Origin of the sequence: Caballeronia sordidicola, assembly GCF_001544455.2 — a bacterium.
GTDB classification, from domain to species: Bacteria; Pseudomonadota; Gammaproteobacteria; order Burkholderiales; family Burkholderiaceae; genus Caballeronia; species Caballeronia sordidicola.
In genome coordinates this window covers 10,557-34,754 of sequence record NZ_FCOC02000028.1, presented here as the reverse complement: position 1 = coordinate 34,754, position 24,198 = coordinate 10,557, and the positions used below count along the sequence as shown (strand labels likewise).

The 24,198-nt window shown below is 62.8% G+C and carries 20 protein-coding genes; 9 read left to right on the top strand and 11 right to left on the bottom strand.

Features of this window, described 5'->3' with window-relative positions; translation table 11 throughout:
* Positions 1-5: 5 nt before the first annotated feature.
* The 7 genes from AWB64_RS27890 to AWB64_RS27860 all read right to left on the bottom strand — a co-directional run bounded on the left by AWB64_RS27890 (position 6) and on the right by AWB64_RS27860 (position 11,504).
* Positions 6-890 (bottom strand): carbohydrate ABC transporter permease, encoded by an 885-nt coding sequence (locus AWB64_RS27890; RefSeq protein ID WP_060858649.1) that lies wholly within the window; start codon positions 888-890, stop codon positions 6-8.
* Entirely contained in the window at positions 887-1,831 is a 945-nt protein-coding gene (locus tag AWB64_RS27885; protein ID WP_060858648.1) for a carbohydrate ABC transporter permease, read from the bottom strand. The genes AWB64_RS27890 and AWB64_RS27885 overlap by 4 nt, the downstream gene beginning before the upstream one ends.
* Positions 1,831-3,066, bottom strand: coding sequence for an ABC transporter substrate-binding protein (locus AWB64_RS27880; RefSeq protein ID WP_060858647.1), 1,236 nt, complete (start codon positions 3,064-3,066; stop codon positions 1,831-1,833). The genes AWB64_RS27885 and AWB64_RS27880 overlap by 1 nt, the downstream gene beginning before the upstream one ends.
* Positions 3,067-3,134: 68 nt before the next feature.
* A complete protein-coding gene (locus AWB64_RS27875) occupies positions 3,135-4,514 on the bottom strand; it encodes a GH1 family beta-glucosidase (RefSeq protein ID WP_060858646.1) in 1,380 nt (459 codons plus the stop codon).
* A 216-nt stretch (positions 4,515-4,730) separates the two neighbouring features.
* Positions 4,731-5,585, bottom strand: a complete 855-nt coding sequence (locus AWB64_RS27870) for a hypothetical protein (protein ID WP_060858645.1) — start codon at positions 5,583-5,585, stop codon at positions 4,731-4,733.
* A 327-nt stretch (positions 5,586-5,912) separates the two neighbouring features.
* Positions 5,913-6,971 (bottom strand): helix-turn-helix domain-containing protein, encoded by a 1,059-nt coding sequence (locus tag AWB64_RS27865; protein WP_060858644.1) that lies wholly within the window; start codon positions 6,969-6,971, stop codon positions 5,913-5,915.
* Between the two features lie 183 nt (positions 6,972-7,154).
* Positions 7,155-11,504 (bottom strand): DEAD/DEAH box helicase, encoded by a 4,350-nt coding sequence (locus AWB64_RS27860; protein ID WP_060858643.1) that lies wholly within the window; start codon positions 11,502-11,504, stop codon positions 7,155-7,157.
* Positions 11,505-11,714: 210 nt separating this feature from the next.
* On the opposite strand from AWB64_RS27860, the gene AWB64_RS27855 reads away from it, so the two are divergent.
* From AWB64_RS27855 to AWB64_RS27840, 4 genes are read left to right on the top strand one after another with little or no spacing between them, the layout of a single operon-like run.
* Positions 11,715-12,710, top strand: a complete 996-nt coding sequence (locus AWB64_RS27855) for a 2-keto-3-deoxygluconate permease (RefSeq protein ID WP_060858642.1) — start codon at positions 11,715-11,717, stop codon at positions 12,708-12,710.
* Entirely contained in the window at positions 12,707-14,029 is a 1,323-nt protein-coding gene (locus AWB64_RS27850) for a four-carbon acid sugar kinase family protein (RefSeq protein WP_060858641.1), read from the top strand. Before AWB64_RS27855 ends, AWB64_RS27850 begins: the two co-directional genes overlap by 4 nt.
* Positions 14,030-14,085: 56 nt before the next feature.
* On the top strand, positions 14,086-15,087 hold the full coding sequence (gene pdxA / locus AWB64_RS27845; RefSeq protein ID WP_060858640.1) for a 4-hydroxythreonine-4-phosphate dehydrogenase PdxA: 1,002 nt from the start codon (positions 14,086-14,088) through the stop codon (positions 15,085-15,087).
* A gap of 54 nt (positions 15,088-15,141) precedes the next feature.
* Complete coding sequence (locus AWB64_RS27840; RefSeq protein WP_060858639.1) at positions 15,142-15,918, top strand: DeoR/GlpR family DNA-binding transcription regulator; 777 nt, start codon at positions 15,142-15,144, stop codon at positions 15,916-15,918.
* Positions 15,919-15,925: 7 nt separating this feature from the next.
* Here the strand turns inward: AWB64_RS27840 and AWB64_RS27835 are convergent, their stop codons facing one another.
* The 4 genes from AWB64_RS27835 to AWB64_RS27820 form a co-directional block, all read right to left on the bottom strand.
* Entirely contained in the window at positions 15,926-17,167 is a 1,242-nt protein-coding gene (locus AWB64_RS27835) for an RNA polymerase sigma factor (protein WP_060858638.1), read from the bottom strand.
* 71 nt (positions 17,168-17,238) lie between these two features.
* On the bottom strand, positions 17,239-17,646 hold the full coding sequence (locus tag AWB64_RS27830; protein WP_060858637.1) for a VOC family protein: 408 nt from the start codon (positions 17,644-17,646) through the stop codon (positions 17,239-17,241).
* Positions 17,647-17,685: 39 nt separating this feature from the next.
* Positions 17,686-18,099, bottom strand: coding sequence for a YciI family protein (locus AWB64_RS27825; RefSeq protein ID WP_060858636.1), 414 nt, complete (start codon positions 18,097-18,099; stop codon positions 17,686-17,688).
* A gap of 133 nt (positions 18,100-18,232) precedes the next feature.
* Complete coding sequence (locus AWB64_RS27820) at positions 18,233-18,580, bottom strand: YciI family protein (protein WP_060858635.1); 348 nt, start codon at positions 18,578-18,580, stop codon at positions 18,233-18,235.
* 184 nt (positions 18,581-18,764) lie between these two features.
* Between AWB64_RS27820 and AWB64_RS27815 the strand changes: the two genes are divergently transcribed.
* From AWB64_RS27815 to bcsA, 5 genes are all read left to right on the top strand, one after another.
* Complete coding sequence (locus AWB64_RS27815; protein WP_060858634.1) at positions 18,765-19,196, top strand: YqaA family protein; 432 nt, start codon at positions 18,765-18,767, stop codon at positions 19,194-19,196.
* 455 nt (positions 19,197-19,651) lie between these two features.
* Positions 19,652-20,107: a cellulose biosynthesis protein BcsD gene (gene bcsD, locus AWB64_RS27810; RefSeq protein ID WP_060858633.1), complete on the top strand. Its 456-nt coding sequence runs from the start codon at positions 19,652-19,654 to the stop codon at positions 20,105-20,107.
* 162 nt (positions 20,108-20,269) lie between these two features.
* Positions 20,270-21,205: a cellulose biosynthesis protein BcsP gene (gene bcsP, locus AWB64_RS32090; RefSeq protein ID WP_060858632.1), complete on the top strand. Its 936-nt coding sequence runs from the start codon at positions 20,270-20,272 to the stop codon at positions 21,203-21,205.
* Positions 21,202-21,990, top strand: a complete 789-nt coding sequence (gene bcsQ, locus AWB64_RS27800) for a cellulose biosynthesis protein BcsQ (protein ID WP_060858631.1) — start codon at positions 21,202-21,204, stop codon at positions 21,988-21,990. The genes bcsP and bcsQ overlap by 4 nt, the downstream gene beginning before the upstream one ends.
* On the top strand, positions 21,987-24,197 hold the full coding sequence (gene bcsA / locus AWB64_RS27795) for a UDP-forming cellulose synthase catalytic subunit (protein ID WP_060858630.1): 2,211 nt from the start codon (positions 21,987-21,989) through the stop codon (positions 24,195-24,197). The genes bcsQ and bcsA overlap by 4 nt, the downstream gene beginning before the upstream one ends.
* Position 24,198: the final 1 nt, after the last annotated feature.

Genomic DNA, 24,198 nt, shown 5'->3' with positions numbered 1-24,198 from the left:
CTGGACTAACCTTTGACCGCGCCGGAAGCAATGCCGCGCACGAACCAGCGCCCCGACACGAAGTAGATGGCGAGCGGCACCATGGAGGTGAGAATGGTCGCTGCCATATTGACGTTGTAGAGACGCTCGCCCGTTGTCGTATTGATGATGTTGTTGAGCTGCACGGTCATGGGCAGGTTCTTCGTACCCGCGAAGACCAGGCCCAGGATGAAGTCGTTCCAGATGCCCGTGACCTGCATGATGACGGCGACCACGATGATCGGCGTGGACATAGGCACCATCAGTTGCAGGAAGATGCGCCAGAAGCCGCCGCCGTCCACGCGCGCCGCCTGGAACAGTTCGTGAGGCAGCGCCGCGTAGTAATTGCGAAACAGGAGCGTCATGACGGGCATGCCGAAGATCGTGTGGATCAGCACGATACCGGGCAACGAGCTGAACAGATGCACCGTCGCCAGCACGCGGACCAGCGGATACACCATGACCTGCACTGGAATGAACGCGCCCATCAAGAGGATCGCGAACAGGGTGCCCGCGCCACGCGGTTTCCAGAACGAAAGCGCGTAACCATTCACCGCGCCCACGAGAATGGACAGGATCGTGCTCGGCACCACGATGCGTACCGAGTTCCAGAATCCGACCTGGATGCCCTTGCAATCGAGTCCCGTGCACGCGGACTGCCATGCGTCGCGCCACGCATCGAGCGTGAAATGCACAGGGAACGCGAGAATGTTGCCGAGGCGGATCTCGGTCATCGGCTTGACCGAGGTCACGAGCATCACATACAGCGGCAGCAGGAAAAACAGTGCCGACGTCAACAGGAACGCATACACGCCGAGGCGCGCCGGCGTGAAGCGCGGCTTGCGCCGCAGGGGCTGGCGTAGCGTATTCATCGTGCATCCCTCGAGCGCAGCGCGCGGCTGCGGACATAGAACACGGGCGCAAGGATCGCGAGCACGGTGACGAGCAAGACTATCGACGCGGCCGACGCCAGTCCGAGATTCGCGCGTCCGAACAGATAGTCCATGATGAATTTCGCGGGCACTTCGCTCGCGGTGCCGGGCCCGCCCTGCGTCATTGCGACGACCGCATCATAGAGCTTGATGACCATCACGAAGAGCAGGATGAACGCGGTCGAAATCGATGCACCCAGCATGGGAATGACAATGCTCACATAAACGCGCCAACGCGGAATGCCGTCGATGCGCGCCGCCTTCCAGATCTCTTCGTCAATGCCGCGCAAGCCCGCGAGCAGCAACGCCATCACGAGTCCCGAGGCTTGCCAGACGGTTGCGATCACGAGCGTATAGACCACCTTGTCCTGATCGACAATCCAGTCGAAGCGCGCATGCGTAAAACCGATCCGGTGCAGCACTTCCTGAATCCCGAGTTGCGGATTCAGGATCCACTGCCAGACAAGACCGGTTGCCACGAACGACATGGCATACGGATACAAAAACACCGTCCGCAACGCGCCCTCGCCCACCACCTTCTGATCAATGAACACCGCCAGCAGCAATCCAATCGCTAGGCACACGACGATAAACAACACGCCATAGATCACGATGTTCTGCAGCGAGAGCATCCACCGGTCGTTATTGAAGAGCCGCACATACTGCGAGACACCCGCGAAGCTTGTTGATGCGAACGTGCGCGAGTTGGTGAACGACGTGCGCAAGCTCCACAACATGGTGCCCAGATATGCGAACACGACGGTCAACGCAAGCGGCACGAGCGCAACGTACGCGGCCAAGGGAAACCGCTTCCTGAGCGGTTTCCTTGTAGCGCGCCTCGCGGCCGGGCGCAGCGTTTGGTCGCCAGGCGTCACGGCCATCAGCTTTTCAGTCCGCTGGCGAAGGCCTTTTGTGCATCCTCGACCGACTGGTTCTTGTTCCAGAAGTTGGTAATGACATCCTGCAACGCGCCGTTGATATCCGGCGGCGTCAGCATTTCCGGATTCGGCAATTGCCGCGACTTGTCCTTCATGATCGCAATGCCCATCTTCGCGCACATGTCGAGACTCGAATCGTCGATGTCCGAACGAATCGGAATGGAGCCCTTCTTCGCGCTGAACGCAACCTGCGCGGCCGGCGAAGTCATCACGGTCGCCAGCAGTTTCTGCGCCTTGATTGCATTGGCGTCGTCGGTCTTGGGGAACACGAATGCATCGCCTGCAACCAGATAGGGCGAATGCGGACCAAAGCCCGGGAAGCAGCCGAAGTCCTTGCCCGCCGATTGCTTCGCCGCGACGAACTCGCCCTTCGCCCAGTCGCCCATGATCTGCACGCCGGCCTTGCCGGAGATCACGAGCGCCGTTGCGTCGTTCCAGTTGCGTCCCGGCGAACCCGGATCAACATAGTTATGCAGACGCTTGAACTGCGTCAGCACTTTCTTGAAGGCGTCGGACTTGACCGCGTTCACATCGCGATCGCGATACACCTTCAAATACAGGTCCGGGCCGCCGACATCGGCGAAAACCGCATCGAACGTGATCTTCTCCTGCCATGCCTGACCGCCGAGCGCGAGCGGAATCACGCCAGCCGCTTTCAGCTTGTCGAGATCCGCGATGAATTCATCGTACGTGGCGGGCTCTTTCGCGATGCCGGCTTTCTGGAACGCCGGCTTCGAATAGAAGTACCACGCCGGCATGTGGATATCGACGGGCGCGGCATAAAAATGGCCGTTGGACTTGATGCTCTCGATGATCGATGGCGGGAAGGTCTTGTCCCAGTTCTCCTTGGCGGCGACATCGTCGACGTTGTTGAGCAGCCCCTGGTCGATGATGTCGTGGAACTGCTTGGACGTATTGAACTGCGCGGCGGTCGGCGGATCGCCGCCCATGATGCGGTTGAGCGCCGTGGAGCGCGCCTGGTCCGCGCCGGCGACGGCGTTGTCGACCCACAGGCCGCCGGCCTTGTTGTAGGCGTCGGCGAACTGCTTGATGGCGGCGGACTCACCGCCCGAGGTCCACCAGTGGATCACGGTGGCTTTGAGCGGATCGGCGTGCGCCGCGCTGCTGGCCGCGACGGCGGCAATGACGCTGACAACCAGTTTCTTCATGCGGTTCATTGAGTCTCCTCCGGGCTGTCTCGCCCATGTGGTCCAACGGAATCGGCATTGATGCTTCGGTTATGTCGTTACGCGCGTGCGTTGCGCTCCTCCAGGAACTTCGCGATCAGTTCGGCGCTGCGCTTGAACGTGCGTTCCTGCGTTTCGTAGTCCACATGAATCACGCCGAAACGGCGCTCGTATCCGTAGGCCCATTCGAAGTTGTCCATCAGCGACCAGATGAAATAGCCGCGTACGTCCACGCCCGCCTTGATCGCGCTGTCGACGGCGGCAAGATGGCGCTTGAGAAACGAGATGCGCTGTTCGTCGTTGACGCGGCCATCGATCACCTTGTCGTCCGACGCCATGCCGTTCTCCGTGATGTAGATTGGCGGCAGTGACGGATAGCTCTCGTTGAATCCGATCAGCAGGTCGCGCAGTCCGTCGGGATACACCTCCCAGCCCATTTGCGTGCGCTCGACGCCTTGCAGCGGCACTTCGGTGAACCCGTGCGCGCCATCGCTTTTGACGTTGGTGCGAAAGTAGTAGTTGATGCCGAGAAAATCCAGCGGCGTGCCGATGGTTTCCATGTCGCCTTCGAGCACAAGCGGCTCCGTGCCCGGCCACAATTCGAAAAGATCCTGCGGATAGGATTTCTTCAGCAGCGGATCGAGCACCCATGCGTTGTGCTGGACCTCGAACAGATGCGCGGCGTGGGCATCGGCGGCGCTGCCGGTGTTGGCCGAACCTTTCCCCACGTTCGCGACAATGCCCTTCAGCGACCCGGGATCGTTCGCGCGCAACACCTCGACCGCACGGCCGTGCGCGAGTAACAGATGATGCATTGCTTGCGTGGCATACCGGCCGTTCGTGAGACCGGGCGCGTGATGGCCGTTGCCATAGCCAAGGAACGCCGAGCACCATGGTTCGTTGAGCGTGGCCCACGCGTCGACCTGGCCTTCGAGTTCGCGGCTCATCAAGTCAGCGTATTGCGCGAAGCGATAAACAATATCGCGATTCAACCAGCCGCCACGGTCTTCCAGATACTGCGGCAGGTCCCAGTGATACAGCGTGACAAAGACCTTGAGGCCCTTCTCCCTCAGTCGCGCGACCAGCCGCTTGTAAAAGTCGATGCCCTTGCGGTTCGGCCGGCCCGCTTCATCCATCACGCGCGGCCATGCAATCGAAAGACGATAACCGTCCACGTTCAGCGCCGAAAGCAGATCAAAGTCCGATTCCCAGCGATGATAGTGATCGCAGGCGAGTGCGCCGGTATCGCCCGCGAGCACTTTGCCGGGCGTGGCTGAAAACGTGTCCCAGATCGACGGGAGGCGGCCGTCTTCATTCACAGCCCCTTCGATCTGATACGAAGCGGTTGCGGCGCCCAGGAGGAAATCTCGTCGCCAAAGGGTGGAGTCGGCGGGCGGGGAAAACGGATCGCTGGAAACAACGGCTGCGTCGAGTGCCACGGAAACTCCTGTAGATCGGTGGAGTGGAAGCGCTTCCACAAGCGCTTGCGAACGATAGCAGCGCCGATTAAACAGGGACAATCCGGGTTTGTATGGATGCAGGAACAGATGAAGTTGTTGAAGCGCGATGGCCACGAAAAAGCAACCGCTCTCGACGTGCAAGACGCGTCCGGTAACTTCCGCCCTATACCGTGTTTCGCGACCCGACGTGAGCCTCTACCAGCGGCGCGACGCGAGCGGTTGCACGGCTTGTGCAAGTATGGACACGGGCGTTTCATCCGGGCCGGCTCCGGCACGGCGCCGCCCTTGCTCCGCCTCGTCGGCCAGCCGGCTTGCTTCCCATTCGCGCTGCCATTGCTCGACTTCCTGGCGCCGTTCGATAGCGAGCCGCGCCTCCTCTTCCTCGTCGATCCACGCGGAGAACGTGACAAACGCACGTTCCATGGCTTCATATTGGGCTGCCGCACCGGACACCGTGAACAGCAACCGCTCGCCGTGGCCGGGATGGGTCCAGTAGACCGCGATCTCGTGCCCGGCGGCGACGTGGCCGCTTGCCGTGGATGCAACCGGCAACGCCGGTGCGAAATCGCTCCAGCGCATCATCTCGTCAGTCGTTGCCTTGAACTGCGCCGCGCCGGACCCAGTGTGCTTTGGCGCGGCTTTTTCTCTCGCGACGACTCGGACCGGCCAGTCGAAGCTGCCGGAGCGCAAGCGCTGAAACTCGCCGGGGGCATCGCTGGAAATGAATTCCTTCGATACCCGGCTCACATTCAGCGTGCGCGACGACAGCCGCAAATTCAGGTCGATACCGCCGCCAAGCACGCGGATACGGCGCTCGTCGTCGCGGATTTCAGCCACGCATGGCGACGAAACCTGCGACTCGCGCCGGTCGTCCATGTAGCCATGCACCCACAGCGCCGCGAGCACGAGCAACGATACCGCGACTGCAACATCGGTCTGCGGCGCAAGAACGAGCCCGACAAAAAGCATGGCAAGGGCCACGGCGAATGTGCTGATCTTGATGAACCGTCCAAAGACGGTGTCAGCCTGAAAAAAGGCAAACAACCACATGAATTTCCCCGGAGTCTTCTTCTCTTTGTTTTGACTTCACTTCCACGGCCGGCTGGCGCGAATAATGGTTTTGCCCGGACTGCGGAAGGCGCGATGCTTCGCTTGGCGTACATCTGCATACGCTTGCATGTACTCATAAACCGTCAGGAAAACGCTGCGGAAACCCCCGTTACCGCAGCGCCCCTCTCTCTCACACACGGCCCCGCCAGTTTCCGCAATGATGCGCGCAGTGCGTGGCACCGCACACCCATTGCGTCCGCTTTTTCCACCCATTTCGTTCGCGTTCTTCCTGCGTTTTCCAATCCCCGCTCAAGCGCTCAAGCCCTGTCAGGCGTGCAGCGCGCGCACGCGCGCCGCGGTTTCCGCACCGATGCTGCGCGCATTGCGCATCGATCCCGCGTTCGCCGCTGTGCGCAAGCTGGTCACGCCGTTGGCAACACGCCGCGCGCGGGCGTCCGTCGGCGTGCACCCGAAGCGCTCCTTGAATGCGCGATTGAACGTCGATTCGCTCATGAAGCCGGCCGCGCATGCAATCGCGCCAATCAAATCGCGGCTGTGCGCTGGAGATTCGAGCCGGCGCATGGCTTCGTCGAGCCGGCGTGCGCGAATATATTCCGCCACGCCGCCCATCGGCTCGAACAGCGCGTACAACGCCGTGCGCGAGACCTTCAGCGCTTCGCGCAATCGCGCGGGACCCAGGCCGGGATCGGCGAGATTGCCTTCTATATAGCTGCGCGCCTGCGCCCGGATCACGGGCGTAAGGCGCGGATCGCCGGATTCTTCACGGCGCTCGGCGCGGCGCAGCACGCACGCAGCCAGGAAGTCGAGCGTGGCTTCGCCGGCCACGCTCGATTCCTCGTCGTCCATGGACGTCGCGACATTCGCGAGACTGCGCATGTGCGAGGCGACCAGCCGTCCGATCGGGTCCGTCGCTTCCCAGGACAAACCGTGCATTTGCAGCAGTCCGCCCGTGCGCCGGTCGATCGCCTGACGCGGAATCATGAGGGTCAGCATGGGCGCGTCGCGCGTCACGCCGATATTTTCGACCGCCAGATCGCGCACGACCACGGAGCCGAGCGAGACCTCGTGCGTGTCGCGTCCGAATGTGGACACCATTCTTCCGTCGAGCAGGCAATGCACGAGGTAATGGTCCACGCCGGAAGTCGCGATCTTGCGCTTCGTGCGCTGATACACGGCTTCGCCGTGGGTAATGTGCGAAGTGAGCAGCATGCCGCCGAGCGCCCAGCTTTCCTGGCTCGCCCGGAACGGCGCGGGAGGATTGGTTGGGCGCTGGATCTCGAACATTGCGTCGAGCCCTTCGCGCCAGATTTCCTCGGCGTCCTTTTCCGCGAACTCGGCGCTGTCGAATTTCAGGACCAGTGGCATCGCTTTACTTCGCCTTTTATAACTGCGATAAACCGCGCTGATTTAACCGATTACCGGATCTTCCCGTTTATTCATTATCGTTACGCAACTATGCATATAGGGATTAACGGCTTTCAGCGATAAAACTTTAGCACGCGTTTAAATCGCGGAACGAACCGTTAATGGCGCCGGAATGCAATCCAGTCAACGCCCCGATAAAACCGGCGACGCCGGCATGCGGTCGAAACTGCGCCGCACCAGATGCCAGCGCACGCGCTCTTGCGATTCGTGATCGAGTTCGGTGAGAAAGCGTGTTTTCCCCGCTATCACCGCGCCGACCGGCACGCCATCGCGGAAAAGCACGCGATTACCCGGCATGGCGGGCACCTTTTCTCCCGGCAATAACGTGCCCGCCACATTCAGCGGGTCGACGGCGCTGATCGCGATCATGCTGCCATCGGCGGGACGGTTGCGCATGGTGCGCAAGAGCGGCACGGCTTCGGGCAACGCAAACTGTTCGCCCGGCAAACCGGCGACAAAGCGCCCGCCGCGAATCTCGCCGCGCGCTTCGAGCCGGTGATATACGCGCAGCAGGTCGCGCCACGGCGGCAGCCAGTCTGCTTCGCGTTCGAGCAGACGCCAGAAAACCACGCCGTATCGGCGCAGCAAGGTGGTGGCGACGTGTTCCAGCGCATCGCTCGCGGCTGTTTCCGAGCGGCGCAGCAGCGCCCAGCGCCCTGCATCGTCCATTCCGCCAATGAACCGCCCGCCGCGTCGCGGCCTGCGGCTACCGAACGCATTACGCCGCGAAGCCGGCGCGATCAACGCGCGCAGGCCGGCGAAACTATCGGCGTTCACCAGTCCCATCGATACCAGTTCGCCCAGCGCGGTCTCGAGTTCCGTGTCGAGCAGGCGCACGTCGGTGCGCAGTTCATCGAAGAACATTGCGCCGTGTCGGGTCAGCGCGTCGAACACCAGTTGCGCCCGCGATGAAGGCTCGGCCGTCTGCACCGGCTGCATCAGCGCGTTCCACGCGGGCAGGTTGCGGCGCGGCAGCAGGACAATCGGCGTGGTGCGCACCGGGCCGCCCGAACTTCGTGAGCGCACGCCGGGCCGGCTCCAGACGACCTTGCCGGCGCGGCTCAGGTCGTCGAGCCAGGACATCGAATATTCGCCCAGGCGCGCGGGCAGGATTTCGTCTTCCCACGCGACGGCGGGCGCTTCATAACCTTCAAGTTGCTCGATGACCGACATCAGCGCGTCGTGGCCGTCGGCGTGCGGATCGGCTTTGGAATCCGCGCTCAGGTGCTGCCAGTCAAACTGGAAGCGCATGAAATCCTGCAGCGCGACCGGCTCGATCTCGCGACGCAAACGGCGCACCGTGTATCGATGAATACGCGCCAGCAAATGCCGCTCGCACCATTCTTCCTCTGCCGCGCCCGGCGTGAAGCGCCCACGCATGACGTAGCCTTCGGCTTCGAGCCGCGTGAGCGCCAATGCCACCGGCGAGGCCGGAACCACGAGAGCGCGTGCGATCGCCGGCATGGGCAGTGGCCCGAAACCGCTCAACCTCGCCCGCACGATTTCAACGAGCGCGTCGTCTTCGGTCCAGGTTTCATCGAAACCGGGAAGCGGCTTCAAGGGCGGCTGCATGTGCGCGACCGGATGAATCGCGCGCACGCACGTGAGGCGCTCGACCGGCACCCACAGCCCCTCCTCCGGCGTCACCTGCATACGCGTCGCACGGCCCGAATCCGCCAGCGCGCCGAGCCATGTCAGCCAGCCTTCGTTGGTTTGCGCCTCGGCGTCCGTGACGCACGCAAGCGTGGACAACGCCTCATGCATTTCGTCGGCGTTACGCGCGGACGGCCATGCCTCTTCACGCACGCCGGCTATGGCGTCGGCATCGAGCGCGCCCAGGTCGTCGGCCGATTCGGGATCGGACCAGCGGCGCGCCAGCACGGCTTGCGTGCGGCGTTCCTCGATTGGAGCATTGTCGAGAAACGCATACGGACGCGCCGATAAAACCTCCGCCGCCAGCGGCGACGGCGCGGGCAGGTCGCGCGTCACGAGCTTGATATCGCCACTTTCGATACGGCGCAGCAACGCAAGCCACGCGTCGCAATCCATGGCTTCGTGCAGGCAGTCGTCAATGGTCTGGTCCACCAGCGGGTGATGCGGCACCTCGCGCTCGCCCACCACGTTTTCGATACACGCCACCTGATCCGGAAACACGGCCGCGAGCAGATCGTCGCTTTTCATGCGCTGCAATTGCGGCGCGACGCGCTTGCCTCCCGCGTATCGAGGCAATGCGAGTGCATTGGTCGCGTTCCAGCGCCAGCGCACGCCAAAAAGCGGCGCGTCGAGCAGCGCCTGGATCAGCACGTGTTCCGCCGTGGCCGAGCGCAGATAACGCCAGACTTCATCGAGCGGAAAACTGTGGCTTCCCGTCAGCGATAAAACGATGGCGTCCTCAGTCGCCGCCGCCTGCAATTCAAAGTTGAAAGTGCGGCAAAAGCGCTTCCTCAGCGCAAGGCCCCAGGCACGGTTGACGCGGCTGCCAAACGGCGTGTGGATGACAAGCTGCGTGCCACCGGAGGCATCGAAGAAACGCTCCATCACGAGCGTGTCCTGTGTCGGCAAGACCGAAAGCGCCGAGCGAGCGCGTGCGAGGTATTCGACTATCTGCCGCGCCGCCGGATCTCCCATACCCGTGTTTTCATCGAGCTTCGCTATCGTTTCTTCAACCGTGAATGCGCCCAGCCACACGTCCACCTGCTGATGCAAGCGCGCAATGGCAGCCGATAGTTCGTCGCTGCGTCCCGGCGCTTCGCCGAGCCAGAACGGAATGTTCGGAGGCTGGCCGTGTGCGTCCTCGACCCGGACGCGGCCGCCCTCCACTCGGAGGATCTTGTACGACGCGTTGCCAAGCTGGAACACGTCCCCGGCAAGACTCTCGACCGCAAAATCTTCGTTGACCGTTCCAATCTGCAGGCCTTGTGGTTCAAGCAGGACGGCGAAATCGGCGTTGTCGGGAATCGCGCCGCCGGAGGTCACCGCGGTCAGCCTGCCGCCGCGCCGGCCGCGCAAGGTGCGCGTCACCGCGTCCCTATGCACATACGCGCCGCGCACGCCGGTCCGGCCTGTGTAGCCTTCGGCCAGCATCCGTAACACTGCGTCGTATTGCGCGCGTTCGAGCGCGGCGTATGGCATTGCGCGGCGCACAAGCGCGAACAGCGCGTCTTCGTGCCATTCGCGGCTCGCCACTTCGGCGGCGATCTGCTGCGCAAGGACATCGAGTGGCGCATTCGGAACGTGCAGCGCATCCAGTTCGCCGCGCGCGACGCAATCGAGCAGCGCCGCGCATTCGATCAGATCGTCGCGCGACTCGGGAAACAGCCGCCCTTTTGGCGTGCCGCCGACCTGATGGCCCGAACGCCCCACGCGCTGCAGAAATCCGCCGATCGATCCCGGCGAGCCGAGTTGGCAGACAAGCTCCACGTCGCCAATATCGATACCCAGTTCCAGCGATGCGGTCGCAATCAGCACTTGCAACTCGCCGCGCTTGAGCCGCTGTTCGGCGTCGAGCCGCTGCTCCTTCGCAAGACTGCCGTGATGCGCGGCGACCGCATCACGGCCAAGCCGTTCCGTGAGATGGCGCGCGACGCGCTCGGCCATGCGGCGGGTATTCACGAACACGAGCGTGGTGTTATGCATGGCGACGAGTTCCGCGAGCCGGTCGTAGACGCGCTCGCGCACGTCGTTCGACATGATGGCTTCGAGCGGCACGGGCGGAAGTTCAAGCGCGAGGTCGCGGTGGCGGACATGACCCACATCGACGATGGCACATGGCCGGTTCCCCGTCAGGAATTGTGCGACGAGTTCTATCGGCTTTTGTGTCGCCGATAACCCGACGCGCACCGGCGTCGCTTGCCGGCTTTCCATGCACAACGCGTCCAGCCGTTCGAGGCTGAGCGAAAGATGCGCGCCGCGTTTGTTCCCGGCGACCGCATGGATTTCATCGACGATCACCGTGCGCACGGTGGACAGCATCGATCGGCCGGAGTCCGAACTCAGCAGCACGTAAAGCGATTCCGGCGTCGTCACCAGAATATGCGGCGGCCGCTTTTTGACCGCGTTGCGCTCCTTCGGCGTGGTGTCGCCCGTGCGCACGGCGGCGCGGATTTCAACGGACGGCAAACCGAGCCGCTCCAGTTCCGCCGAAATCCCGGCGAGCGGTTCCTGCAGGTTCACGCGGATATCGTTGGAGAGCGCCTTCAGCGGCGAGACGTAGACCACGGCGGTCTCATCGGGCAACGGCCGAGCGCTCTCGACGCTCTCATGCACGAGTTGATCGATGGCCGCGAGGAACGCTGTGAGCGTCTTGCCGGAACCCGTAGGCGCTGCAACCAGTGTCGAGCGGCCGGCCTTGAGCAGCGGCCACGCGCGTGCCTGCGCCTCGGTGGGTGCGGCGAAATGCCGGTTGAACCAGTTCGCGACGGCGGGGTGAAAGCCTTCGAGCGGTCCGGAAGACAACGTGTTGGCTGCGGTCATTCCACTAGTTTATGCGTGGCAGGAAAAATGCGTCCGGTTGGGTTGAACGCTACCCAACGTCAAAATGATCGAACCAATCATCCGAACGATCGATTTGCGCATTATCGAGATACGGACTACACTTCATTTTGATCATTTCAATCAAACATATGATCGATTCGAGCATTCGACTCGAGATCGCCCTCACACAGGATCAAAACGGAGACCCGCATGGCCCAGTTACCTATCAAGCGTTCTATCGAGCGCGTTCCCGGCGGCATGATGATCGTGCCCCTGCTGATCGGATCGCTGATCGCGACTTTCCTGCCCGGCATGCCGAAGTTCTTCGGCTCCTTTACCAACGCGCTCTTCACCGGCGCATTGCCCATTCTTGCGGTGTTCTATGTGTGCATGGGCGCGAGCATCGACGTCAAGGCAACGCCGTACCTCATCAAGAAAGGCGGCGCGCTGTTCGCGGCGAAGATTGGCTCGGCGATCGTGGTCGGGATCGTGCTCGGGCATTTCCTGGGCGAACAGCCGGTGTCATCGGGTATCTTCGCTGGCATTTCGACCCTTGCAGTCGTGGCCGCGATGAACGACACCAACGGCGGCCTGTATATGGCGCTGATGGGCCAATATGGCCGGTCGGAGGACGTGGGCGCGTACACGATCATGTCGCTCGAATCCGGCCCGTTCCTGACGATGGTCACACTTGGCGTAGCGGGCTTGTCGGCGTTTCCGTGGCCCACGCTCGTGGGCAGTATCCTGCCGCTCGCGGTCGGCATGCTGCTTGGTAATCTGGACCGTGAAATGCGCGACTTTCTTTCGCGCGCCGTGCCCGTGATGATTCCGTTCTTCGCGCTGGCGCTTGGTGCAAGTCTCGATCTGCATAAGGTCTGGCAAGCCGGATTGCTCGGCATCGGCCTTGGCCTGGCGGTTGTGGTTGTCACCGGCATTCCGCTCTATTTCACCGATCGCATGACGGGCGGCACCGGCGTGGCAGGCGTCGCGGCGGCGAACACCGCGGGCAACGCGGCGGCCGTTCCGGCGTTGATCGCGGCGGCGAATCCGGTCTATTCCGAGGCCGCAAAAAGCGCCACGCTGCTGGTCGCGGCCTGCGTGGTGGTGACCGCGATCGTGTCGCCCATTCTGACCGCCGCGGTCGCCAAACGCGCCAGCGCCCGTGCCGAGGAGCGCCGCGTCCTCGCCAAAGAGGCCACGCGATGAGCGCACTGAATCCCCGCAGCCTGCTGATCATCGCCGACGATCTTTCCGGCGCCGCCGATTGCGCCATTGCGTTCGCCGGTGCGGGACGGCGCACGATCGTGACGCTGGATGCATCGAGCGCGCTGAAAGCCGGCGCTGATGCAAATCCCATCGACGTGATCGCCGCCGATACCGACACCCGCCGCCTCGCGCCCCAAGTGGCCGCGCGCCGCACCGCCGATGCATTCAGTACGCTGAACGCGCCCGGGCGGCGGCTCTACAAGAAGATCGATTCGACCTTGCGTGGCAACTGGGCCGCCGAGGTCGCGGCGCTGCAACCGCGCGCCGGTCTCGCGATTGTCGCGCCCGCGTTTCCCGCGACTGGCCGCACCACGCATCGCGCGCGCGTGCTGGTGCGTGGCGAGCCGCTTGAAAGCACCGATACCTGGAAGCTGGAGAACGCCGACCGGCCCGCGAACGTGCAGACCATGCTGGAAGACGCGGGTTTGCGCTGCGATTCGATCAATGTGGACACGCTGCGTGGAGACGCCGATGTGCTGCGCAACCGCATTCGTGCAACGACGAAGGAACGCGTCGAGGCGCTGATCGTCGATGCCCACACTAGCGACGATCTCAAGCGGCTCGCCGAGATCACCTCGCAGCTTGACCATGAGCTTTTCTGGGTCGGATCGGGCGGCTTGGCGCGTGAACTGGCGGCGCTTCCCGCGCTCTTCAGCAACCCGCCGAACCGGCCGCTCGTCCATGAGAAACAGGATGGGGCGATCCTGGTGCTGGTGGGCAGTCTGTCGTCCGTGTCCGAGCGCCAGTGTGCGATGCTGCGCGAACGCGCGGGCGTCGCCGAACTGATCGTGCCGCCCGCCATATTGCGCGCGGGCGATGCTCACCACGACTGGCGCGAATGGCAAAGGAAGATCGGCGATTTTCTCGTGAAGCGAATCGATCTGCTGGTTCGTATCGGTCGCGACGATGCCTTCGATCCGGCCGAGGGCGCGCATCTGTCCAACGCGTTGGCCGCGCTGGTCGCGCCGCATTTCGGGCACGTCGGCGGCCTGATTGCGACCGGCGGCGAAACCGCCCGCGCGATGCTGAGCGCCACGGGCATCGGCAGTCTCGATCTTCTGGCGGAAGTCGAAGCGGGCGTTGCGGTCGCGCGTCCTTCAGCGCCGCTGCCTTCGCGCCCCGCCATTGTCACCAAGGCTGGCGCATTCGGCAGCGAGCACGCGCTGTTCGGCGCATGGGAACACTTGCGGCGGTTGCCCTCGTCCGCTACGAAAACGGCTACAGCTACAGCTACGATCCCGGCCACGAACACACACTGATTCAAGCGAGCGCGAATCTGAAAGCGCCCCACATACACGGAGCAATACCTTAGATCATGAGCAACTATCTTCCCGTAATCGGCATCACCATGGGCGATGCAACCGGCGTCGGTCCCGAGATCATCGTCAAGAGCCTGACGCATAAAGTGGTCTACGAGCAATGCCGTCCGCTCGTGATCGGCGACGCGCGCCGTCTTGAGCAAGCAAATGAGATCGTTCATGGCAGCGCGAAAATCCGCCGCATCAAGGACGCGACCGAAGCGAAGTACGAACCGGGCACCATCGACTGTATCGACCTGAACCTGATTCCCGACGACTTGCCCTTCGGCCAGTTGTCGCCGATCGCGGGCGACGCCGCGTATCAGTACATCGCGCGTGCGGTCCAACTGGCTGAATCGAAGCAGATCGACGCCATCTGCACGGCGCCGCTCAACAAGGAAGCGCTCCACGCAGGCGGCCACAAGTATCCGGGCCACACTGAAATGCTCGCGCACCTGACGGGCGTGAAAGAAGTATCGATGATGCTCGTCGCGCCGCAGTTGCGCGTGATTCACGTGACCACGCATATTGGCATTATCGATGCGATCAGGAAGATCGAGCCGGGCCTGGTGCAGCGCACGATTGAACGCGGCAACGCGACGCTCATCAAGGCGGGTATTGCGAAGCCCCGTATTGGCGTGTGCGGCATCAATCCGCATGCCGGCGAGAATGGTTTGTTCGGCTATGGCGAGGAAGAGGAAAAGATCATTCCCGCTGTGAAAGTGCTGCAGGAACAAGGCCTCGACGTCACCGGTCCGCTTCCTGCCGATACACTCTTTTTCCGCGCCGGCCGTGGCGACTTCGACCTCGTGGTCGCGATGTACCACGATCAGGGACACGGCCCGGTGAAGGTGCTGGGACTCGAAGCCGGCGTGAACGTGACGGTTGGGCTGGAAGTGATCCGGACCTCGGTGGATCACGGCACGGCGTTCGATATCGCGGGCAAGGGCATTGCCGATGAACGCAGCCTGCTCGAAGCCTTGCGCCAGGGCGCGGAACTCGCGACCCGGCGCGGCTGATGGGTTTCAGTCGTGTAACATCGGCGGCCTTGTTCTTCGCATGAGCCCATCACGATGAAAGCCGCCGACCGTCACCGCGCCATCCTCGATCTCGTCCTCACTCGCGACGCCAATGTCGAGCAGTTGAGCGAGGCGCTGGGGGTATCGGAGGCAACGGTGCGGCGCGATCTCACCATGCTCGCGAAGGAGCGGCGGCTGGTGCGCACCTACGGCGGCGCGACGGCGCTGGTCGGCGCGCACGAGCCGGAGGCGTCGCTGGAAGAGCGCAAGTCGGCGCAGCGCGAGCAGAAGGAAGCGATTGCGCAGGCGGCGGCGGTGCATGTTCACGACGGTGACACCGTGTTGCTCGATGGCGGCACGACGTGCGCGGCGCTTGCGCGGCAGTTGAGCGCGCATCGTGATTTGCATGTGGTGACGAACAACCTGCTTGCCGTGATGACGCTCGCGAATGCGCCGGATGTGAGGATCACGCTGATCGGCGGGGATTTGCGGGCATCGAGCATGAGTACGCTCGGGCCGCTCGCGGAACTGGTGCTGAGCCGCTTGAGCGTGGATGTGGCGTTTCTCGGCGCGGACGGCGTTGCAGCGGATTTTGGCCTGTGCGAGGCGACGGCCGAGCAGGCTTACCTGAAGGATTGCATCATCCGGCGCGCGGCAAAACTGATCGTTCTCGCCGACGCCGACAAGCTCGGGCGCGCGAGGCAACAGCATTGGACACCGCTTGAGCGGGACTGGACGTTGATTACGACCGGGTTGGCAAGGGCGGAGCAGTTGGCGCCGTTCAAGGCGTTGAAGGGGGTTGTGGTGGAAGTGGCGGGGATGGGGGCTTAGGCGCTGCTCATTCCTTTGCTGGTTTCTCCGTTTCCGCCGCCCGCTCCAGCAACAACTCCCGCTCCCTCGCATTCCTGGTCATCGCCGCGGCCCGCTCGAACTCCGTGCGCGCTTCCTCGAACCGCCCGAGCCTGGCAAGCAAATCCCCTTTCACGCTCGGCAACCAGTGATAGTTCGCCAGCGCCGCATCGCGCTCCAGCCGCTCGACAATTTCCAGCCCCGCCGCCGCACCGAACGCCATCCCGACCGCCACCGCGCGGTTCAACTCCACCACAGGCGAAGGCGCCACCACCGAAAGTGCATCGTACAAAGCCACGATCTGCGCCCAGTCCGTATCCTCCGCCCGCGGCGCGCGCGCATGGCACGCCGCCAACGCGCCCTGCAACGCATACGGCCCGCGCAGTCCATCCAACGCCTCGGAACGTTCCAGCGCCGCCAGCCCGCGCCGGATCAACAACGGGTCCCATCGGCTCCGATCCTGGTCCATCAGCAGGATCGCCCGGCCGCTGGCGTCAGTGCGAGCATGAATCCGCGATGCCTGGATCTCCATCAGCGCGACCAGCCCGTGCACCTCGCTTTCGCCGGGCGCGAGACCGGCCAGGATCCGCCCCAGGCGCAAGGCGTCATCGCATAACGATGGCCGCATCCAGTCGTCGCCGGCCGTGGCCGAATAGCCTTCGTTGAAGATCAGATAGATCACTTCGAGCACGGAAGCGAGGCGCGCCGCGCGTGCCTCGGCGTTGGGCACTTCGAACGGCACGCGCGCCGCCGATAACGTCCGCTTCGCGCGCACGATGCGCTGCGCAATGGTCGGCTCGGGCTGCAGGAACGCACGCGCGATTTCATCGGTGGTGAGGCCACCCAGAAGGCGCAAGGTCAACGCCACGCGGGCATCGAGCGACAACACGGGATGGCATGCGGTGAACACGAGCCGCAACAGGTCGTCGCCTATGTCGTCTTCACGCGCGGCATCGAGCGCATCGACGAAATCCGGCGTGACATGCTCCTCGCGCGCATCCATGTCGAGCCCCAGTTCCTGATGTTTGCGCTCGTGCAACGCATCCTGGCGCAACCGGTCGAGCGCACGATGCTTCGCCGTGGTCATGAGCCACGCGCCCGGATTGTCCGGCACGCCATCAACCGGCCAATGCTCGAGCGCGGCAATCAACGCGTCCTGCGCGAATTCCTCGGCAAGCGCTACGTCACGCACCATTCGCGTGACCACCGCGATAACTTTTGCCGCCTCCATCCGCCAGACGGCTTCTATCGCGCGATGGGTCGCGTGCTGCGTCCCCTCCTGCCGCGCGCCCGGCGTCTCCCTCACGGAGCGCCCGCGGCGTTCGGGTCCATATGCACGAACTCCCACGTATGGCCGTCGATATCATCGAAACCATGGCTGTACATGAAGCCGTAATCCTGCACGGGACGTGGCGTGCTTCCACCGGCACGCACGGCCCGGGCGACGATCTCATCGACTTCGGCGCGGCTTTCGCACGACAGGCACGTGAGCGCTTCCACATGCGTACTGGCATCGATGATCGTCTTCGCCGTAAACCCCTGAAAGAACGGCCGTGTGAGCAGCATGACAAAAATGTTCTCGCCAACGATCATGGCTGCGGCCTGGTCGTTGGTGAAGCGCGGCTCGAAGGTGAAACCCAGTTCGCTGAAAAAAGCCTGCGACTTCTTTAAATCGGTCACCGGCAGGTTCACGTAGATTTGCTTGTGCATTTCAGGTCCTCGCTTGTTCTCGCAATAGGGATGGGCGTTTCAACGCCGGGCCGACCCAGGTTCACGGAAGCGCTCCGTCGCGTCTCCCGAACCCGGTTCGTCGAGTTCATACAACTGCCGCACTTCTATTTCGCCAAACTCGCGCTCGCCCATCGGCGCGGGAAAGCGGCGCACCCATTCCATGGCTTCTTCGCGCGAACGAACCTGGATCAGCGTGTATCCAGCGATCAGTTCCTTTGTCTCGGCGAAAGGCCCGTCCATCACCGTGCGACAGCCTTTGTCGTAATACACGCGCCAGCCTTTGGCGCTGGGCTGAAAACCGCTTGCATCGAGCAGCACGCCGGCTTTGGCCAGATCTTCGTGATACGCGGCCATCGACTTGATCAGCGCGTGCCCGGGCGGTGCGCCGGTTTCCGTCTTTTCGGTCGATTTGACCATGATGATGAATCGCATCGCCGTTGTCCTCGTGGTTCAAAGAACGCGAGAACGCGATTGCGCGCCCTCATCCCCACGACGATTCACGATTCACCGAATCGACATTGCCTCGATGATTACGGGTAAACACCCGGCCCGAGGCAAGCGCCGGTCACACCCAGCACGGCGCGATCTTTCTGACCTCGACCTCGCACCACTCCGCTGCCGGACACGCGGACGCAATCTCGATTGCTTCTTCCTGCGTCTCGCAAGTGAGCATATAGAAGCCGCCGATCATTTCCTTGGCTTCGGCGAAAGGCCCATCGATCAGGCTCGCCTTGCCGTTGCGCTTCTTAACCCGCACGCCCTCCGATGCCAGCGATTCGCTCGCAACCAGCAGTCCGCGCTCCTTCAGCCCGGCGCCAAACTCGACCATGCGATCGTAGAGAAACCGGCCTTCGGACTCCGTGCGTTCGGCACGCTGACCAACCGGCTCGGCGATGAGCAGCATATAAGGCATGACGTCTCCTGACTAAGTGTTGCGATGAAGGTTTGCGCCGCGGGTTCAAGGTAACAAGTCTGCGACGGGCGTTCAATCCGTTCAATCCATCGATTTACCGGCGGGGAATCGCCCGCTTCGTGGGCAACACGTTAAGCTGTCGGCCTTTCAACCGCCGCACGCCGCGCTGCGCATTTATTTATTCATGGCTGATCTATCTGTCTATGGCGGGCTCTTTGCCGTCGCGCTGGTCGCGGCGACACTTTTTCCCCTCCAGTCCGAAGCCTTGCTCGCCGGGCTGCTGATTGCCCACAAGCAACCTGTGTGGATACTCGTGGCGGTTGCAAGCGTCGGGAACGTGGCGGGATCGACGATCAACTGGGCGCTCGGCCGTTCTATCGAAAAGTTGCGCGACAAGCGCTGGTTCCCGATCAAGCAGCGCGCGCTCGACCGCGCGGAGAACTGGTACAAGCGCTTCGGCCGATGGACGCTGCTGCTCAGTTGGACACCCGTCGTGGGCGACCCGCTGACAATGATCGCCGGCGTGCTGCGCGAGCCGTTGTGGTCGTTCCTGCTGATTGTCGCCATTGCCAAGACGGCACGCTATGCGGTGATCGCCGCGCTGATCGCCCTGTAACGCGGTACGCACCACAGCGAGCCGAACCATCGCGAGAAAACCACGGGGCAGACCGTATTTACGGCTGCTAATCAACTGTCAAAACATTGCTGCTCTGGTTAACGCTGACATCCAGATCACTCGCTCAAACGTAGTACCTCACACCATCCATTCAAGCTTGATTAAACTGACGAAAGAAATCGATGCTTTAACGTTTGCGCGCCTCAAGCCCTTCTACATACCCTAAACAAAACGGTCTTTTCCCCTTCTATTTGCGGCTTAAACCACAAAACTTTTTGCTAAGGTGCGTTAAGTGGCAAAAACAAATCGGCTTGAAGTAGACTCCCGGCTTATTGGGTAAGCCGTACTGAAACCATTGCTTGCCTATAAGCAACTACAAGTAATAAATACTGGTTTCAACGGCTGCCAAAAACATTAACTTCCTAGTGACCACTACGCCGCATTCTCCCAACATCATGGCTATGACTCTGGACTATCTGCTGGACCGGCAAATTTCTTCGCAATGGCGTGGGGTTCTCGTCGCGCTGGCAGAAGAGTTCGACACGCAGATCGGCCGGGACGAACTGCGCCAGTTGATGCAGCGCGTTGGCCGCCGCTTCGCGGCCGCCCATCCGCTGCCCGCATGCAGCAACACGCCTGAACTGGGCGCCGCATTGAACGCGGTCTGGAACGACGTCGATTGGGGATTCGTGGAAGTAGCCGACGAGCCGGAGTATCTGCGCATTGTCCATTGCTGCCCGCCATTGCTCGCCTTTGGCGCGAACGCGCTGCCGTGGACACCGGCGTTTCTGGAAGGCGCGTATCAGGAATGGCTAAGCGCGCTTGGCGCTGACGGGCTCGCCGTGGTGCAGGCAGGAGAATTCGACGAAACCGCTGCAGTCGAGTTCAGGCTCGGCCGTTATACAAGCTAGGAAGCGAAACCGGCAGACGGTAAAGCCGTGCATCAGCAAACCGGCATCAAGACTTAAGCGGTAGATCAAGCATTACCTATATAGGCGCCAAGAGCGCGACGGTCGCCGGCCAGCGGCCGCGAGGGTAAAGCCCAAGGTAAAACCAGTACGAGGATGCAGCACATGAACCCTTCGCGCGATATTGAAAAGCTGTTCGACCAGTTTGGCGGCGACGCCGGCAACTATCAGGAGATCGGCCGGGAGAACGAGGCGAGTCACGCGCGTACCCGGTGGCCGCTGCTCGCGACGCTCGACCTGTCGCAGCCGTCGATCCCCAACATCGCGCCGAATCGTGAGTCGCTGCTTGCTGCGGCGCAGGACCGCTCCGAGGAACCGCGCAGGAAGCCTTGGGGCGCGCCCGCCGATAGCGCGACGTCCGATGAAGTATCGGCGTCAGGCACGCTGGCAAACGCTTCGGGGAAACCGCCCGTCGCCACGCCCTTCACCCGCGAAACACGTCCGCGCCTCTTCTCGCGCCCGAACCGCAAGACCATTCCCCCGGTCGAAAACGTGGCGTTGCCGGGCTCGCCTGTCGGCGCTGCACGTTTCTCGGCGCTCATCGACGCGGTCGAAGGTGTTTCGAACGTCGATGAAGCGCCAGCGGCGCCCACTCAAGCAGCGGCGGCACCCGCGGCAACCGCAACACCCGCTGCACCCGATCTCATCGCGCGGCTTCAACAGCAGCCTTCTCAGGCTCAGCAGCAGCAACAGCCGCAACATCGGCCATCGCTGCCGCGCTCCCAGCCGCTTTCCACGCCGGAAAAGCTGCCCGGTTTTGCAGGCGTGTTCCAGTCGCAACGGCCGCAACCCGCGGCGAAGCCTTCCCTGCCCCGCGCTCAACCCGCGCAACCTGTTCCGGAGCCCAAGACCCAGTCGATCCTCGGCAAGCTGTTCCGTCCACAAGGCCCGAGCCATGCCGCCGGCGCACAGCAGACCGGCGCGCCCCATCCCGACTCGCTGCAATCCATGTTCGAGCGTCTGCGCGGACCGGCCGCGGTATCGACGCATGAAGCGCCTGCCGCACACTCGTGGCTCGCGAAACGCACGTCAAGATCATGAAAGTCGTCACCGTGGTGTCCGCCAAGGGCGGCGTGGGTAAAACCACGCTCGCCGCGAACCTGGCCTCGGTGCTCGCCGCGCGCGGGCGTCGTGTGATTGCGCTCGACCTCGATCCGCAGAACGCACTGCGCCTGCACTTCGGCATTCCGCTTGACAGTATCGACGGAATCTCGCGCGCCACGCTTGCCGCCGACGCATGGCAAACCGTGATGTTCGACGGCGTGGACGGCGTCACCGTGCTGCCCTACGGCGCGGTGCTGGAAGACGACCGCCGGCGCTTCGAGGCGTATGTGGACCGTGAGCCGCAATGGCTCGCGCAGTCGCTCGACACGCTCAAGCTCGACACTAACGATATCGTGATCGTCGATACCCCGCCGGGTTCCTCGGTCTACACGCGCACGGCGCTGACCGCCGCGAATTTCGCGCTGAACGTGGTGCTGGCCGACGCCGCGTCTTACGCGGCCATCCCGCAGATGGAACGCATGATCGAGGCGTACGCCACGCCGCGCGCGAACTTCGCGGGCACGGGATACGTGGTGAACCAGGTCGACCAGACGCGCCAGTTGACCAAGGACGTGCTCAAGGTCTTGCGCAACATGCTCGGCGGCAAGATGTTCCCGGGCGTCATTCATCTTGACGAAGGCGTGAGCGAATCGCTCGCTTGCGACACCACCCTGATCCATTACGATCCGCTGAGCCAGGCCACGGCGGATCTTCGCGCATGCGGCGAATGGCTCCTCAATTCAGTCGACGCCATGCCCGTCACGTCGAGGAACGTCGCATGAACAAGCCCCGCGCACGACGCCTGTCGGAAGCCGACGAAATTCCCTCGCGGCTCGAACGCCTGGTCGATTCCGGCATCTGGAGCAGCCGGATCTTCACGGGTCTTTTGACCCTGTTCGCGATTGCGACGATGTATTTCGTCTGGACCGTGCCGCTGGTCGCAACCCAGCAGCTGATTTTCGCGTGCTGCTGCTTCGGCTTTGCGATGGCGTTCAGGCGTCTGCGCGGACAATACGCCACGCTCGTGATGATCATGCTGTCGGTGACGGTGACCGGACGCTATATGTTCTGGCGTCTGACGGAGACGACCTACTGGGAACGTCCGCTCGACGCCGCCTGGGGCCTGCTGCTGGTCGCAGCCGAAGTGTATTCGGCGATCGTGCTGATGCTCGGCTATTTCCAGACCGCGTGGCCGCTGCAAAGACGGCCCATGCCGCTGCCGCAAAACCGCGACGAGTGGCCGACCGTCGATGTCTTCATTCCGACCTATAACGAGCCGCTCGGCGTGGTGAAGCCGACCATCTACGCGGCGCTCGCGATGGATTACCCGAAGGACAAGATCTCGATCCATGTCCTCGATGACGGCCGCCGTCCGGACTTCAAGGCGTTCTGCGAGGAAGTCGGCGTGACGTGGACCATCCGCACGCACAACCGGCACGCGAAGGCCGGCAACATCAATGAAGCGCTGAAGATCACGAGCGGCGAATATCTCGCTATCTTCGATTGCGATCACATTCCCACGCGCTCGTTTTTGCAGATCGGCCTTGGCTGGTTCCTGAAGGACAAGCTGTTGTCGTTGCTGCAAACCCCGCACCATTTCTTCTCGCCCGATCCGTTCGAGCGCAATCTCGGCACATTCCGCAAGGTGCCCAACGAAGGCGAACTGTTCTATGGCCTCGTGCAGGACGGCAACGACCTCTGGAATGCAACGTTCTTCTGCGGTTCGTGCGCGCTGCTACGCCGGTCGATGGTCGAGGAGATTGGCGGCATTGCGGTGGAAACGGTGACGGAAGATGCGCACACGGCCTTGAAGCTGCATCGGCTGGGATATACGACCGCGTATCTCGCGATTCCGCAGGCGGCGGGGCTTGCCACAGAAAGTTTGTCGGGGCATATCGGCCAGCGGATTCGCTGGGCGCGTGGCATGACGCAGATTTTCCGTATCGATAACCCGCTGACGGGCAAGGGGCTCAAGCTCGGCCAGCGGCTCTGTTATCTGAACGGCATGATGCACTTCTTCTACGGCATTCCGCGCCTCGTGTTCCTGACCGCGCCGCTGTCGTATTTGTTCTTCGGCGCGCACGTGATCCAGGCGGCGGCGGGCACTATCGCCATCTACGCGCTGCCGCACATGATGCACGCGAGCATCACGAACTCGCGCATGCAGCGCCAGTTCCGCCATTCGTTCTGGGCGGAAGTGTACGAGTCCGTGCTGGCTTCGTACATCACCGCGCCGACCTTGCTCGCGCTGATCAACCCGAAACTCGGCAAGTTCAACGTGACGGCCAAGGGCGGCCAGATCGCGAAGGATTATTTCGACTACAGCATCTCGCGGCCGTACCTGATCCTGCTGGTGCTGAACCTGCTCGGGTTTATAGCGGGACTCGTGAACATCTACATTCACTGGGACGTGACGAGCGAGGTAAACACGGTGCTGCTCAATCTCGCGTGGACCACGTACAACATGCTGATCCTCGGCGCGAGCGTGGCGGCGGCGAGCGAACGCAAGCAAGTGCGCTCGACCCATCGCGTTGAAATGAAGATGCCCGTGATGCTCAAGTTTTCGACGGGCCGCACGCTCGCCTGCGAAACCATGGACTACTCGGAAGGCGGCGTGGGCGTGAAGCTGCCCGGCGACCTGCAGGTGCCGCTGCACGAGAAAGTCACCGTCTCCCTCTTTCGTGGCGATGAAGAATACGCGTTCCCCGCCACGGTCGGTTTCAGTGCTGTCGGCCGCGTTGGACTGCGGTTCTCGGCGCTGACCCGGGAGCAGGAATTCGAGTTCGTGAAGACCACCTTCGCCCGCGCCGATGCCTGGACCCACTGGTCCGAAGGCCGCACGCCGGACGCGCCGCTGCGGGGCTTGCGGCATGTGCTGACGGTGGGCGTGGGCGGTATCGGCGCGTTGTTCGAACATCTTTTCATCGACGCGCGGACGTGGGTGGTCACGCGCGCCCCGGGCGCCAAAAAATTGAAGACTAAAGACTGAC

Bases quoted from the DNA above. Each gene is read 5' to 3' on its own strand.
- AWB64_RS27890 (WP_060858649.1), bottom strand. From the start codon at position 890: ATGAATACGCTACGCCAGCCCCTGCGGCGCAAGCCGCGCTTCACGCCG.
- AWB64_RS27885 (WP_060858648.1), bottom strand. From the start codon at position 1,831: ATGGCCGTGACGCCTGGCGACCAAACGCTGCGCCCGGCCGCGAGGCGC.
- AWB64_RS27880 (WP_060858647.1), bottom strand. From the start codon at position 3,066: ATGAACCGCATGAAGAAACTGGTTGTCAGCGTCATTGCCGCCGTCGCG.
- AWB64_RS27870 (WP_060858645.1), bottom strand. From the start codon at position 5,585: ATGTGGTTGTTTGCCTTTTTTCAGGCTGACACCGTCTTTGGACGGTTC.
- AWB64_RS27865 (WP_060858644.1), bottom strand. From the start codon at position 6,971: ATGCCACTGGTCCTGAAATTCGACAGCGCCGAGTTCGCGGAAAAGGAC.
- AWB64_RS27860 (WP_060858643.1), bottom strand. From the start codon at position 11,504: ATGACCGCAGCCAACACGTTGTCTTCCGGACCGCTCGAAGGCTTTCAC.
- AWB64_RS27855 (WP_060858642.1), top strand. From the start codon at position 11,715: ATGGCCCAGTTACCTATCAAGCGTTCTATCGAGCGCGTTCCCGGCGGC.
- AWB64_RS27850 (WP_060858641.1), top strand. From the start codon at position 12,707: ATGAGCGCACTGAATCCCCGCAGCCTGCTGATCATCGCCGACGATCTT.
- pdxA (WP_060858640.1), top strand. From the start codon at position 14,086: ATGAGCAACTATCTTCCCGTAATCGGCATCACCATGGGCGATGCAACC.
- AWB64_RS27840 (WP_060858639.1), top strand. From the start codon at position 15,142: ATGAAAGCCGCCGACCGTCACCGCGCCATCCTCGATCTCGTCCTCACT.
- AWB64_RS27835 (WP_060858638.1), bottom strand. From the start codon at position 17,167: ATGGAGGCGGCAAAAGTTATCGCGGTGGTCACGCGAATGGTGCGTGAC.
- AWB64_RS27830 (WP_060858637.1), bottom strand. From the start codon at position 17,646: ATGCACAAGCAAATCTACGTGAACCTGCCGGTGACCGATTTAAAGAAG.
- AWB64_RS27825 (WP_060858636.1), bottom strand. From the start codon at position 18,099: ATGCGATTCATCATCATGGTCAAATCGACCGAAAAGACGGAAACCGGC.
- AWB64_RS27820 (WP_060858635.1), bottom strand. From the start codon at position 18,580: ATGCCTTATATGCTGCTCATCGCCGAGCCGGTTGGTCAGCGTGCCGAA.
- AWB64_RS27815 (WP_060858634.1), top strand. From the start codon at position 18,765: ATGGCTGATCTATCTGTCTATGGCGGGCTCTTTGCCGTCGCGCTGGTC.
- bcsD (WP_060858633.1), top strand. From the start codon at position 19,652: ATGGCTATGACTCTGGACTATCTGCTGGACCGGCAAATTTCTTCGCAA.
- bcsP (WP_060858632.1), top strand. From the start codon at position 20,270: ATGAACCCTTCGCGCGATATTGAAAAGCTGTTCGACCAGTTTGGCGGC.
- bcsQ (WP_060858631.1), top strand. From the start codon at position 21,202: ATGAAAGTCGTCACCGTGGTGTCCGCCAAGGGCGGCGTGGGTAAAACC.
- bcsA (WP_060858630.1), top strand. From the start codon at position 21,987: ATGAACAAGCCCCGCGCACGACGCCTGTCGGAAGCCGACGAAATTCCC.